This window comes from Sphingomonas sanguinis NBRC 13937, from assembly GCF_001591005.1.
Lineage (GTDB): Bacteria > Pseudomonadota > Alphaproteobacteria > Sphingomonadales > Sphingomonadaceae > Sphingomonas > Sphingomonas sanguinis.
On record NZ_BCTY01000015.1, the window covers coordinates 19,242 to 32,579 of the forward strand.

The following is a 13,338-nucleotide window of genomic DNA, read 5'->3' on the forward strand; positions in this document are numbered from 1 at the left end:
ACCGCCCTGCGCGCTTTCAGCTTGGTAGAAGCTGGGCCCCGGCCTTCGCCGGGGAACAGATTTGGATTAGCCTTTAGGCCCTGAACCGTTACTCGCCATCGGCCGCAGGCGGCGTCGCTTCGGCGCGGCGCGCACGACGCTCAGCCTGATATTGCTGGTTCCACATCATGCTGCATCCGCTCTGGCCGCCCGTACCGACCGGCGAGCAGGTGTCGGGAATGCCGCCCGCCACGCGACCGACCTGGTCCATCGTCGCGGCCCGGTTGACCCAGCTCTGGTTCTGCGCAGGAATCGGCTTGTCGTTCCGCAGCGCCTTGGGAATGCGGTAAGGTTCGTCGTCCCGGCCGCAGACCACCACTTCCTCGGCGGTGCTTTCCGGGCATTTCTGATCGCCGGTCAAAGTCACCTGGCGCACCCGCTTGGGCGGCTGGCCACTCTCGGCCTGGGGGTTGTTCGGCGATTGCTGGGCCAAAGCCGCTCCCGGGGTCAGCAACAGGGCAGCGATCAGGGCGGCTCTTACCATGGCAACGGGACTCCTTTGAGACTCTAACGTCGAACGCGGCGCATTGCTCCGCGCTGAACGGGGCTCCACGCCGAACGGATCGTCCTAACGGCGCTATTCCGGCAAAATTGCGGCCATATGTCGCGGGCGAGCGCGATCCTGGCCGACCTATGCGTCAGGCAGGCATTGCACCGCCCGTACGATGGGCTATGGCGGTGGCATGATCCTGGTCGTCGACAATTACGACAGCTTCACCTGGAACCTCGTCCATTATCTTCAGGAATTGGGCAGTGAGGTGGAGGTGGTCCGCAACGACGCGATCTCGGCGGGCCAAGCGCTCTCGTCGGGGGCGCAAGCCTTTCTTATCTCTCCGGGCCCGTGCACCCCGACCGAAGCCGGCGTCAGCCTGGATCTGGTCGCAGCCGCTGCCGAGGCCGGGCGCCCGCTGCTCGGCGTATGCCTGGGCCATCAGGCCATCGGCCAGCATTTCGGCGGGCTGGTCGAGCGCGGCGGGCTGATGCATGGCAAGACGTCGCCGGTGCTGCATGACGGGACCGGGCTGTTCCGCGGCCTGCCCTCGCCCTTCACCGCGACCCGCTATCACTCGCTGATCGTCAACGACGTGCCCGACAGCCTGGTCGTCAATGCGCGCGCCGAGGACGGCACGGTGATGGGCTTCCGCCACGCGACGCTTCCCATCCACGGCGTCCAGTTCCACCCGGAGAGCATCGCCACCGAATACGGCCACGCCATGCTCGCCAATTTCCTGCGCGAAGCGGGTGTGGCGCATGAGCTGCCCGCGCGACTGCGCCCGCCGGTCGAGACCGCCGCGTGACCACCATCGCGCTGCTGCCCGATCCCGTCAGCCCGTTGTCGCGCGAGACCGCCTATGCGGCCTTTGCCGACATCCTCGACGGCCGGGCCGATGACGAAAGCATCGCGGCCTTCCTGATCGCTCTCTCCGATCGCGGCGAAACCTCGATCGAGATCGCGGAAGCGGCCCGGGCGATGCGCGAGCGACTGATCCCGATCGAAGCGCCGCAGGGCACGGTGGATGTCTGCGGCACCGGCGGCGACGGGCATCATACCCTCAATGTTTCCACCGCCGTATCGCTGGTCGTCGCGGCGCTGGGCGTCCCGGTCGCCAAGCATGGCAACCGCGCCGCCTCGTCCAAGGCGGGCGCGGCGGATACGCTGGAAGTCCTTGGCCTCGATATGGAACGCGCCGGGGCCGTCGCGCAGGCGAGCTTGAGCGATATCGGCATCGCCTTCCTGTTCGCCGCCAACCACCACCCCGCCATGGCGCGCATCACGCCGATCCGCCGCAAGATCGGGCGGCGGACGATCTTCAACCTGATGGGTCCGCTCGCCAATCCGGCGCATGTCGGGCGCCAGCTGATCGGTATCGCCCGCCCGGATTATGCAAGCGTCTATGCCGAGGCGCTGGAGCAGCTCGGCGCGACGGCCGCGCTCGTGGTGTCCGGTGAAGAGGGGCTGGACGAACTGTCGGGTGCGGGGCCCAGCATCGCGGTTTCGGTCGGCGATGTCCGCGCGCCCGCGACGATCACGCCCGAGGATGCCGGACTGGCCCGCCATCCCATCACCGCCATTCGCGGCGGCGACGCCCGGCACAATGCCGAGGCGCTGCGCCGCCTTCTCGCCGGAGAGACGGGCGCGTATCGCGACGCCGTCCTCCTCAACGCCGCCGCCGCCTTGCTCGTCGCCGGGCACAGCGCCGACCTCGCCCAGGGCGCGGTTGCCGCCGCCCGTGCGATCGACACCGGCGAGGCCGCGGCGCTTCTCGATCGATGGATTGCCTACCGATGACGATGCTCGACCGCATCCTGGAAACCAAGCGCGCCGATGTCGCCGCGCGCAAGGCGACCATGTCGCACGCCGATCTCGACGCCAAGATCGCGACCGTCTCCGCCCCGCGTGGCTTTCGCGCCGCACTGGATGCCAAGACCGGCCACGCGCTGATCGCCGAGGTCAAGAAGGCCAGCCCGTCCAAGGGCCTGATCCGCGAGGATTTCGATCCCCCCGCCCATGCCCGCGCCTATGAAGCCGGGGGTGCCGCCTGCCTGTCGGTGCTGACCGACGAGCGCTGGTTCCAGGGCGCGGACGTGTTTCTGGAACAGGCGCGCGCCGCCGTATCGATCCCGGTCCTGCGCAAGGACTTCATGGTCGATCCCTGGCAGGTCCATGAATCGCGTGCGCTGGGGGCCGACGCAATCCTGATCATCGTCGCCGCGCTGGACGACACCCAGATGCAGGAGATCGAGGCCGCCGCGATCGAATGCGGGATGGACGCGCTGGTCGAGGTGCACGACGCCGCCGAGATGGAGCGCGCCGCCCGGCTGACATCGCGGCTGATCGGTGTGAACAACCGCGACCTGAGGGACTTCTCGGTCGATTTTCAGCGGACCTATGAACTAGTCGGTCGTGCGCCGGCAGGCTGCACCTTCGTCGCCGAAAGCGGGCTGACGACGCGCGAGGATCTGGACGCGATGGCCGCGCATGGCATCCACTGCTTCCTGGTCGGCGAAGCGCTGATGCGCCAGAAGGATGTCGAGGCGGCCACCCGCGCGCTGATCGGATGAGCGGGCTGACCCATTTGGATGACGAAGGCTCGGCCCGGATGGTCGATGTCGGTGCCAAGGCGATAACCGCGCGACAGGCCATCGCGTCGGGCCGCATCACCATGTCGGCGGATGCCGCCGCCGCGATCCGGGCGGGCAGCGTCCAGAAGGGCGATGTCCTGGCGGTCGCGCGTGTCGCCGGGATCATGGCCGCCAAAAAGACCAGTGACCTCATTCCACTCTGCCACCCCCTGCCGTTGAGCAAGGTGGAGATCGACCTGGCGCTCGACGCCACCGGCGTGACCGCCACCGCGACCGCCGCCACGGCCGGGCAGACCGGGGTCGAGATGGAGGCGCTGACCGCCGTGTCGGTCACGCTGCTGACCGTCTACGACATGGCCAAGGCGCTCGATAAGCGTATGGCGATCGGCGATATTCGCTTGATCGCCAAGACCGGGGGCAAGTCGGGCGACTGGCACGCCTGACGGAACGCCGCGACTGCCGAAGCGTCCTCAAGGCCAACAGGAGCGACCGTCATTCTCTTACCCGTCCCCGAAGCCCAGGCGCGCCTGCTCGCGCTGACCACCGAACGCCCCGTGGTCGAGGTGCCGTTGCGCGAGGCGGCAGGACGCTGGGCGGCTCAGAACGTCACCGCGCGCAGGACCCAGCCCGCCAGCGATCTGTCGGCGATGGACGGCTATGCAATCTGCTTTGCCGATATGCCGGGGCCATGGACGGTCATCGGCGAAAGCGCGGCGGGACGTCCCTTTGCTGGTCAGGTCGGGCGCGCGCAAGCGACGCGCATCTTCACCGGCGCCGCCCTGCCACCCGGCACCGACACCGTTCTGATCCAGGAAGAAGCCGGGCGCGACGGCGACCAGCTGCTGCTGACTGGCGAAGGCCCGGGCCATGTCGGTCGCAATGTCCGGCGGCGCGGACTGGATTTCGAGCAGGGCGCGTCGCTGATCGTGGCCGGACAGCGCCTGACCCCGGCGCGGATCGCGGTCGCCGCGACCGGTGGTCACGACCATCTGCCGGTCCGCCCCCGCGTCCGCGTCGCCATCGCGGCGACGGGCGACGAACTGGTGCCGCCGGGATCGGACGATGGCGCCGCCCTCCCCGAATCGAATGGCGTCATGCTCGCGGCCATGCTGGCCGACCTGCCGGTCGACATTATCGACCTGGGTATATTGCCCGATAACCTGGAGGCGTTGCGCGACGCCTTTGCCGGTGTGGAGGCCGATCTGCTGGTCACGACCGGCGGCGCCTCGGTCGGTGACCACGATCTCGTCCAGCCCGCGCTGAAGGCGGCGGGCGGCAGCGTCGATTTCTGGCGCATTGCACTGCGCCCCGGCAAGCCGATGATGGCGGGCCGCCTGGGCGAAACGGTGGTGCTCAGCCTGCCGGGCAATCCCGTCTCCGCTTTCGTTACCGCGACCCTGTTCGTCCGCCCCCTGATCGCGCATCTGGCAGGCGCGGCCGATCCCTTCCCCACGCCGATCCCGGCGATCCTGGGTGAGGACTTGCCCGCCAATGGGCCGCGTATCGACTATCTGCGCGCCGCGATGATCGATGGCCGGGTCCATGCGGCGGCCATTCAGGACAGCTCGATGCTGCTCACTTTGGCGCGGTCCACCTGCTTGGTCATCCGTCCGCCGCATGCTGCCGCAGCATGTGCAGGCGACTCGGCGGAAATCCTGATGCTCGCTTGACGCAAGCCAAAACGTTCCATATAAGTTCCACGTCTGTTCTGGACGGAGGATCGCGATGCTCACCGCAAAGCAGCATGAGCTTGTCTGCTTCATCAATGACCGTTTGAAGGAAACCGGCGTGTCGCCGTCCTTCGAGGAGATGAAGGAGGCGCTGGACCTCAAGTCCAAGTCGGGTGTCCACCGCCTGATCTCCGCATTGGAGGAACGCCACTTCATCCGCCGCCTGCCCAATCGCGCCCGCGCGCTGGAAGTGCTGCGGATGCCCGACCGCCCCGAAAAGCCGGTGTCCGCCTCGGCCGACGTGAATGTTCGCACTCCGGCGGCCAAGCCGCTCGCCGAGCCCGCGAACGACGTGGTCGAGATTCCGCTGCACGGCCGGATCGCCGCCGGTGTGCCGATCGAGGCGTTCGAGAGCAGCTCGACGCTGGCCGTCCCGGCCGCGCTGCTCGGCTCGGGCGAGCATTATGCACTGGAGGTATCCGGCGACTCGATGGTTGAGGCCGGTATCCTCGACGGCGACTATGCGCTGATCCGTCGCACCGATGTGGCGCGCGACGGCCAGATCGTCGTGGCCCTGATCGACGACAGCGAGGCGACGCTCAAATATTTCCGCCGCGAGGGCTCGATGGTCCGGCTCGACCCCGCCAACCGGGCCTATGATCCGCAACGCTATGCCCCCGCACAGGTACGGGTGCAGGGCAAGCTGTCGGGCATTCTCCGCCGCTACGACTGATCCGGGCAAGGTCCGGCCATAATCCCTCTCCCACCGGGAGAGGGAGGGACGCGCAAAGCGTCAAAAGGGCGAGGGTGAGGCGGTAAAAGCGCCCACCGCCAATCCTCAACGGCCCCTCCCCTCCGCTCCCGCGACCCAAGGATGCCGGTCGCCCGGTTCGCGCGCCGTCCGCACCATCGGCGGATCGAGCCGGATCGAAACCCCACCCGTGCGGCGCAAGGCAGGCGCATCCAATTTCAGCCAGCGCGGTTTGCAAGCCTCGGGCAGCCGCCGATCGGCGATCACGATATCGACCCGCTCGCATAGGGTAACAAGCATGGCCCAGGGCACCGGATAACCACTCCGCGTCGCGGCGATCCGCCAAGTCCGCTCCCCCCGCTGCAACCGGGTCACGCACATATCCAGGCCGCAACGCGCCGTGGCTTGATCCGCCAGTGCCAGCGGCTCCGCACTGCTCCCACCCAGTTCGGACAAGGTGGTGCGCATATAGTCCCCCGCCCGGTCGCGCAGCAGAGCCAGCCCCTTATCCGTCGCGATGGCGGCATGGCGGCCGTCACCGGTGACGATCAGGTCGGACGCGGGGGCCACGAGCATGACCGCGACGCCCAGCGCCAGTGACGGCAACCCCAGCCATCGCCACCGCGTCCGCCACAAGGCGATCCACAGCCCCCCTCCCACCGCCACGCCGAAAGCCCAGGACGGCGCGACCGACAAGGCGACCACCGACCCCGGCATGGCCGAAACCCAGCGCGCCAGGCCGAGCAAGAGCCCCAGCGCCTTGCCCAGCAACCACCAGAACGGGCCACCCAGCCCGAACGGCTCCAGCAACAACGCGATCATCTCCAGCGGCATCGCGACGAAGGTCGTCCAAGGGATGGCGACGATATTGGCGAAGGCGCCGTACAGCCCGGCCTTGTGGAAATGATAGACCGCGATCGGCATCAGCGCCGCCTCCACCACCACGCCGGTCGCCAGCAGCGCGCCGAGATGGCGCAGCATTGCCCAGCGCCAGTCGGGATGCGGTCCCAGCCAGCGCCGCACGGCCGGATGCTCGTGCAGCGCGACGATGGCGGTGATCGCGGCGAAGGACAGCTGAAAGCTCGCGCCGACCAGCGCCTCGGGCCGGAAGAGTAGGACGATCAACGCGCCCGCCGCGACCAGCCGCAGGGTCATCGCCTCACGCCCCAGCGCCAGCGCCGCCAGGACCAGCATCGCGGCTACGCAGGACCGGATCGTCGGCACTTCCGCCCCCGTTAGCCAGGTATAGCCGATCGCCGCCAGCGCCCCCGCCGCCGCGCCGACCAGCGGCAGGCGCACCCGCAGCGCCAGCCACGGCCAGAGCGCCAAAAGCCGGATCGTCAGCACCATCACGATCCCGACCACGGCGGTGATATGCAGTCCGCTGACCGACAACAGATGCGCGAGCCCGGCGCGGCGCATCGCCTCGGCATCCTCCTGCCCGATCGCACCGACATCGCCGGTCGCCAGTGCCGCCGCAATGCCGCCCTCGCTACCCGCCACATGCATAGTGATCCGCCGCGACAGCCTCTGGCGAAGGCCATCGCCTCGTTCCGCGCCGCGCAGCACTGCGACCGGTGCGAAGCCCCGCCCGGTCGCCCCGATGCCCTGAAACCAGGCCGCCCGCGCGAAATCATAGCCGCCCGACGCGACCGGAGGGGCCGGTGGCATGAGCCGCGCCCGCAGCCGCACCCGCGCGCCCGGCCCCAGACCGGCCGGGGCGTCCTCTTGCGCCAGCGACACCCGGATGCGCGGCGGCAGGATGATGCGGGTGCCCCGCCCGTCTCGTGCGTCGACAGGATGGAGCATCAGCCGCACGATCTGCCGCGCCGCCAGCCGGTCGACCAGCTCGACCTCGGCCACCATGTCCGCCATGACCGGCCGTACTAGGACCGGTGACCGGACCGACTCGGCCCGCGCCCAGGCGACGAGCAGCCCGGCCAGCATCAGGCATGCACCCAGCGCCAACGCCCGCGTCACCCGCCCGCCGCCGAACCAGGTCAGCGCCGCCAGCGCCACCCCGGCGACCAGCAATGCCGCCGCGCACCACGTCACAGGATCGGGCAGCACGAACCAGGCCGCGATGCCGCCACCCAGCATGACCGGAACCCAAAGCGCCAGCTGGTCCCGCTCCGCATCCGCCCAATTCTCCAGCGAAATGAGGCACGACATTTGGCGGCGCGGACGCTTGATGCTAGGGGCTGCGGCGGCTGAATGGGCCATCGAAATTCATGATTGGGAGTATGCGCGGTTGAGCGCAACTAATGATATCGCCAACGGGTCGACCGCCACGCCAGTGGTAACCCGCTTCGCCCCCTCGCCGACCGGTTTCCTCCATATCGGCGGCGCGCGCACCGCGCTGTTCAACTGGTTGTTCGCGCGGGCGAATGGCGGCAAGTTCCTGCTGCGGATCGAGGATACCGATCGCGCCCGCTCGACCCAGCCCGCGATCGACGCGATCCTGGACGGCATGCGCTGGCTGGGCCTGGACTGGGACGGCGACGCCGTGTTCCAGTTCGCCCGTGCCGACCGCCATGCCGAGGTCGCCCGCGAGATGATGGAGCGGGGCCATGCCTATCGCTGCTACATGACGCAGGAAGAGATCGCCGCGCAGCGTGAAGCCGCACAGGCCGCCAAGCAGCCGCTGCGCATCCGCTCGCCCTGGCGCGACGCCGATCCCGCCACCGCGCCGGAGGGCCAGCCCTTCGTCGTTCGCCTGCGCGCGCCGCGCGAGGGGGCGGTGACGATCGAGGACCGGGTACAGGGCAGCGTCACCGTGCAGAATGCCGAGCTGGACGATCTGGTCCTCCTGCGGTCGGACGGCACGCCGACCTATATGCTGGCGGTGGTGGTCGACGACCATGACATGGGCGTGACCCATGTTATCCGGGGTGACGATCACCTGAACAACGCCTTCCGTCAGCTGCCGATCTACAAGGCGATGGACTGGGCCGAGCCGATCTATGCGCATATCCCGCTGATCCACGGATCGGACGGCGCCAAGCTCTCCAAGCGCCACGGCGCGGTGGGCATCGAGGCCTATCGCGACGAAATGGGCATCCTTCCGGAAGCGCTCGACAATTATCTGCTCCGCCTGGGCTGGGGTCATGGCGATGCCGAGATCATCGCGCGGGACGAGGCGGTGAAGTGGTTCGACCTCGCCGCCGTGGGCAAGGCCCCGTCGCGTTTCGACCTGAAGAAGCTCGAAAACCTCAACGGCCATTATATCCGCGAGGCCGATGACGCACGCCTGGCCGATCTGGTGGCCAAGCGGATGGGTGTCGAGGACGTCGCGCTGCTGACCGCCGCCATGCCGTCGCTGAAGCCCCGCGCGGCGAATTTGAACGAATTGGCCGAGGGCGCGCGGTTCCTTTTCGCGACCCGTCCGTTAAGCCTGGACGACGCTGCCACCGGCCTGCTCGATGAAAAGGCACGGGGCATTCTCTTTTCCGTTCACACTGCGCTTGACGCGGTGCACAACTGGGATACGGAGCTTTTGGAAGACGCGGTACGCAAGGTGGCCGAAGCCGAGGGGGTAAAACTCGGACAGGTCGCCCAGCCACTCCGTGCTGCCTTGACCGGACGCAAGACGTCTCCGGGGATCTTCGACGTGCTCGCTGTGTTGGGCCGTGAAGAAAGCCTGGGGCGGATCGCGGACCAGATGACCGCAGATAGGAAGGATCATTGAGTATGAGCGACACCGCGAAATTCGACATCGGCGGCAAGGGCTTTGACTATCCGGTCATGTCGGGCTCGATCGGCCCGGACGTGGTCGACATCCGCAAGCTCTATGCCCAGACGGGTGCCTTCACCTATGATCCCGGCTTCACCTCGACCGCCTCGTGCCGGTCGGAGCTGACCTATATCGACGGTGACGAAGGCGTTTTGCTGCACCGCGGCTATCCGATCGGCGAACTGGCCGAGAATAGCAGCTTCATGGAGGTCGCGTACCTCCTGCTGAACGGCGAACTGCCCAACCAGGGCGAGCTGTCGGAATTCACCACCACCATCACGCGCCACACCATGGTGCACGAGCAGCTGGCGGCGTTCTTCCGTGGCTTCCGCCGCGATGCGCATCCGATGGCGATCATGTGCGGCGTCGTCGGCGCGCTGTCGGCCTTCTATCATGACTCGACCGACATCCATGATCCGGTACAGCGCACCATCGCCTCGCACCGCCTGATCGCCAAGATCCCGACGATCGCGGCGATGGCGTATAAGTATAGCGTGGGCCAGCCCTTCCTGTACCCCGACAACTCGCTGTCCTACACCGGCAATTTCCTGCGCATGACCTTCGGCGTTCCGGCTGAGCCGTATGAGGTGAACCCGGCCGTCGAAAAGGCGATGGACCGCATCTTCATCCTGCACGCCGATCACGAGCAGAACGCGTCGACCTCGACCGTGCGTCTGGCGGGTTCGTCGGGTGCGAACCCGTTCGCGTGCATCGCGGCGGGCATCGCCTGCCTCTGGGGTCCGGCGCATGGCGGCGCGAACGAAGCCGCGCTCAACATGCTGCGCGAGATCGGTACGCCCGAGCGTATCCCCGAGTTCATCGCGCGCGCCAAGGACAAGAACGATCCGTTCCGCCTGATGGGCTTCGGTCACCGCGTCTATAAGAACTACGACCCGCGTGCGACCGTGATGCAGAAGACCGTGCGCGAAGTGTTCGACGCGCTGAAGGTTAACGATCCGCTGTTCGAGACGGCGCTGCGCCTCGAAGAGATCGCGCTGAACGACGAATATTTCGTCGAGAAGAAGCTGTTCCCGAACGTCGACTTTTATTCGGGCGTCATCCTGTCGGCGATCGGCTTCCCGACCGAGATGTTCACCGTGCTGTTCGCCCTCGCCCGCACCGTCGGCTGGGTCGCGCAGTGGAACGAGATGATCACCGATCCCGACCAGAAGATCGGCCGCCCGCGTCAGCTGTACACCGGCCCGACGCAGCGTTCGTACGTTCCGGTCGAGCAGCGCTAAGCCATGAACCGGGCCCGGCCGATCCTGATCGCCATCGGCGTCCTGCTGGCGCTTACGGGGGCTTTGTGGATCGGTCAGGGCCTGGGCTATATCCATTGGCCCGACGAGAGCTTCATGCTCGGTCGTGGCGAATGGGCCGATCGCGGCGCATTCGTCGCGGTCGGGGGATTGCTGCTGATCCTGATCGCCCGGCGATTGCCCAAAAGGCGGCGCTGAGCGTCCGTTCTCGGAAACGAAAAAGGGCTCCTTCGGGAGCCCTTTTTTTATGGCCGGGATGTTTCACAGGCCATAGTTGCGGATATTCGCGATCGACGTACGCTGTGCGCCTCTCCGATCCGGAGGATTAAAGCGATCGGACCTATCGCGACCGAAGGCGGAAAGTGAAGATCGCCCCCTCGCCCGGCGCGCTCTCGACGCTCAGCTCGCCGCCCATCGCACGAGCCAAGCGGCGGGCGATGTAGAGGCCCAGGCCGTTGCCGCCCGGCTCGCTCGGGTCGACGCGCTCGAACTTCTCGAAGATGCGCGCCTGATCCTCGGGTGCGATGCCCTTGCCGTGATCGGCGACGCCGACCAGCGCCCATTCGCCGTCGCGCTCGGCGGTGACCACCACCTCGCCGCCGCGCGGGGAATAGCGCACGGCATTGCCGATCAGGTTGATCATGATCTGCAGTGACCGGCCGAAATCGCCGATCGCGGGCAGCCCCTCCGACAGCGCGGGACGGCGGATCGTCACCCCGGCAGCGTCCGCGCGTACACCCAGCAGTCCGGCCGCGCGGCGCGCCACATCGGCCAGGTCGATCGGGGTCGCGGTCAGGCGGAAATCGGCCTGCTCGATCGCTTGCAACTCGACCAGATTGTCGACCAGCCCCATCAGATGCCGTCCGGCATGGGCGATGTCGTTCGCATAGTCGGCATATTCCGCCGCAATCGGCCCGTCTGCCCGCGCCGCGATGCTGTCGGCATTGGCGACGATCCGCGCCAAGGGCGTGCGCAACGCCTTGTCCAACCCCGCCGTAAACGTCTCGGTCAGCGGCGGACCGCCCGGCGGAATGAGCGCGTCGCTATCGTCCTCGCCGGGCTCGTCGATCAAGAAGGTGGCGCCGACCAGCCCCGCAATCCCGCCCATGCCATCATGGCGGATCGCGGCCGACAGCCGCACCGGCGCATCGGTCGGGCGCAGTCGGGCCCCGCGTCCGTCGAGCGGCGCGGCCTCGTCCAGCAGGCGGCTCGTGCCCGTCGCCTTGGGATCGAAGACAAACAGCGCGTTCAGCGGACGGCCCAGCATCGCCTCGGCATCGAAACCATGACGCAGGCCAGCCCCCGGCGACAGGAAGGTCAAGCGAAGCGCCGCATCGGTTTCCCAGCGGAAATCGGCACCGGCCGCGGCATAATCGGGCGGCGGTGCGCTCGGCCTCCACGCGCTGCGGTCGCGCCAGCCGCTCACGCTCAAGCGAATTTGCCCGGTCTCGGGCCGTGCCTGGACCCACAGGTCGAGATCGCCCTCGTCATCGGCGACCAGCACCTTGCGCGACACCGTAATGCCCAGCCGCCGGGCAAGCCGCGCCACCCGCGCGATCGGCGGCACCGCCATCCGGTCCCCCGCCCCGCCCCCGGCGCGCATATGCAGCAGCTCGATCGGGGGGTCGGCCGACAGGATATGGTCGCCCGCGTCCAGAATGGCACGCGCGACCATCGATTCGCCGGGGCTATCCATCGAGGTCATCGACGCGCGAAACCTTCCAACCGCTCCATCGCCTCACGGAACGCGCGAGGCAGCCTCAGGGACGCGATGGCCTGGCGGGAATCCTCCGGCGACACCGCCATGATCGCCTCGACCGCGTCGGCAAAGCCCTCGACGTCGCGGCGGCCATCAGCCTCGCACAGAGCCCAGCCGATCCGCGCGATCGTCGCCCGATCCATATCGAGCGCGCGCAGCACGAGCCAGAGGCGATCGCCCTCCGGCTCCAGTACGATCTCACGCACCAGGTCGACGTCGATGCCGCAGGCATGGGTCAGCAGCGCGATGAACAGGCCCAGCTGGCGATCGGACAGGCTCTCGACCAGCAATTCGGGCAATTCCGCCGCGCGTGCGTCGATCGCGGCGGCCAGCTTCAGCGTCGCGGCGAGCGGCCGATCCCCGGCCTCCTGCGCGGCGAGCACCCGCTCCGCCGCCTGGGCCAAAGCCCTGTCATGAGCCACATCGCCACCCTGGCGTAGCACCGCCGCGATCATCCAGACCAGTCGGTGATGCTGCTCGGCGGGCAGCGCCACCGCCTCGCCCTCCAGCCCGGCAGTGCGGACACGCCCCTCGGCCACCAGCACGCCGCGCGCCGCCGCCGCGACGATCCGGTCGGGCGCTTCGGTCAGTCGGACGAGCAGGCTGGGCGCATCCCCCGCCATGCTGTCGATCGGCAATCCTTCGGCCAGCAACGCCAGCCGGACCTGGGCCACCAATTCGGTCATGAGTTCAGCGTCACTCAGGCATCCGGCCTGTCGCAATCGCTCGAACACGGTGCCGGGGGGCGGCATCGGGCTAGCACTCTCTCCATCGCGGGTCAGGCGTTCCACCTGGCGCAGCAGGTCGCGCGCCACCGTTTCCACCAGCGTGCGCAGCCGGGTCGTCACCTCAAACCGGATTCGCTCGGTCAGCCGGACGTCATCGGCCAGACCCAGGTCCGCGAGCGCTCCGTCGCGCCGGGCGACCGCCCGCGCACGCGCCGCCGCGACGCGCGCGGACAATGCCGCGCCCTGCCATTCGGAAGCCTGAAATGGGTCCGGTTCGACCGCCATCCGGCACCGCTAACCCCTTTGATGTTAAAG

General features: G+C 68.1%; 13 protein-coding genes. 9 read left to right on the forward strand and 4 right to left on the reverse strand.

The window, feature by feature from the left end; translation table 11 throughout:
• Positions 1-88: 88 nt before the first annotated feature.
• The gene (locus tag SSA01S_RS08515) at positions 89-523 is read right to left on the reverse strand and encodes a hypothetical protein (protein ID WP_058733382.1); all 435 of its coding nucleotides are present in this window, start codon (positions 521-523) and stop codon (positions 89-91) included.
• Positions 524-722: 199 nt separating this feature from the next.
• On the opposite strand from SSA01S_RS08515, the gene SSA01S_RS08520 reads away from it, so the two are divergent.
• The 6 genes from SSA01S_RS08520 to lexA are packed head-to-tail and all read left to right on the forward strand — an operon-like array spanning position 723 to position 5,526.
• Complete coding sequence (locus SSA01S_RS08520; protein ID WP_061780092.1) at positions 723-1,337, forward strand: anthranilate synthase component II; 615 nt, start codon at positions 723-725, stop codon at positions 1,335-1,337.
• A complete protein-coding gene (trpD, locus tag SSA01S_RS08525; RefSeq protein WP_061780061.1) occupies positions 1,334-2,329 on the forward strand; it encodes an anthranilate phosphoribosyltransferase in 996 nt (331 codons plus the stop codon). Before SSA01S_RS08520 ends, trpD begins: the two co-directional genes overlap by 4 nt.
• Positions 2,326-3,102 (forward strand): indole-3-glycerol phosphate synthase TrpC, encoded by a 777-nt coding sequence (trpC, locus tag SSA01S_RS08530; RefSeq protein ID WP_061780062.1) that lies wholly within the window; start codon positions 2,326-2,328, stop codon positions 3,100-3,102. Before trpD ends, trpC begins: the two co-directional genes overlap by 4 nt.
• A complete protein-coding gene (moaC, locus tag SSA01S_RS08535; protein WP_061780063.1) occupies positions 3,099-3,566 on the forward strand; it encodes a cyclic pyranopterin monophosphate synthase MoaC in 468 nt (155 codons plus the stop codon). The genes trpC and moaC overlap by 4 nt, the downstream gene beginning before the upstream one ends.
• A gap of 51 nt (positions 3,567-3,617) precedes the next feature.
• Positions 3,618-4,793: a molybdopterin molybdotransferase MoeA gene (locus tag SSA01S_RS08540; protein ID WP_061780064.1), complete on the forward strand. Its 1,176-nt coding sequence runs from the start codon at positions 3,618-3,620 to the stop codon at positions 4,791-4,793.
• 55 nt (positions 4,794-4,848) lie between these two features.
• Entirely contained in the window at positions 4,849-5,526 is a 678-nt protein-coding gene (lexA, locus tag SSA01S_RS08545; RefSeq protein ID WP_061780065.1) for a transcriptional repressor LexA, read from the forward strand.
• Between the two features lie 105 nt (positions 5,527-5,631).
• On the opposite strand, the gene SSA01S_RS08550 is transcribed toward lexA, so the two are convergent.
• A complete protein-coding gene (locus SSA01S_RS08550) occupies positions 5,632-7,716 on the reverse strand; it encodes a ComEC/Rec2 family competence protein (protein WP_170171326.1) in 2,085 nt (694 codons plus the stop codon).
• A gap of 79 nt (positions 7,717-7,795) precedes the next feature.
• On the opposite strand from SSA01S_RS08550, the gene gltX reads away from it, so the two are divergent.
• The 3 genes from gltX to SSA01S_RS08565 are packed head-to-tail and all read left to right on the forward strand — an operon-like array spanning position 7,796 to position 10,734.
• Positions 7,796-9,232 carry a glutamate--tRNA ligase gene (gene gltX, locus SSA01S_RS08555; RefSeq protein ID WP_061780094.1) on the forward strand — a complete coding sequence of 479 codons (1,437 nt, stop codon included), beginning with the start codon at positions 7,796-7,798 and terminating at the stop codon, positions 9,230-9,232.
• 2 nt (positions 9,233-9,234) lie between these two features.
• Positions 9,235-10,518 carry a citrate synthase gene (locus SSA01S_RS08560; RefSeq protein ID WP_061780066.1) on the forward strand — a complete coding sequence of 428 codons (1,284 nt, stop codon included), beginning with the start codon at positions 9,235-9,237 and terminating at the stop codon, positions 10,516-10,518.
• A 3-nt stretch (positions 10,519-10,521) separates the two neighbouring features.
• Complete coding sequence (locus SSA01S_RS08565) at positions 10,522-10,734, forward strand: hypothetical protein (protein ID WP_058733375.1); 213 nt, start codon at positions 10,522-10,524, stop codon at positions 10,732-10,734.
• Between the two features lie 142 nt (positions 10,735-10,876).
• Here SSA01S_RS08565 and SSA01S_RS08570 read toward each other — a convergent pair whose 3' ends face one another.
• Both SSA01S_RS08570 and SSA01S_RS08575 read right to left on the reverse strand, forming a co-directional pair.
• Positions 10,877-12,241, reverse strand: coding sequence for a sensor histidine kinase (locus SSA01S_RS08570; protein WP_334316347.1), 1,365 nt, complete (start codon positions 12,239-12,241; stop codon positions 10,877-10,879).
• Complete coding sequence (locus SSA01S_RS08575) at positions 12,238-13,308, reverse strand: DUF2336 domain-containing protein (RefSeq protein ID WP_061780067.1); 1,071 nt, start codon at positions 13,306-13,308, stop codon at positions 12,238-12,240. Before SSA01S_RS08575 ends, SSA01S_RS08570 begins: the two co-directional genes overlap by 4 nt.
• Positions 13,309-13,338: the final 30 nt, after the last annotated feature.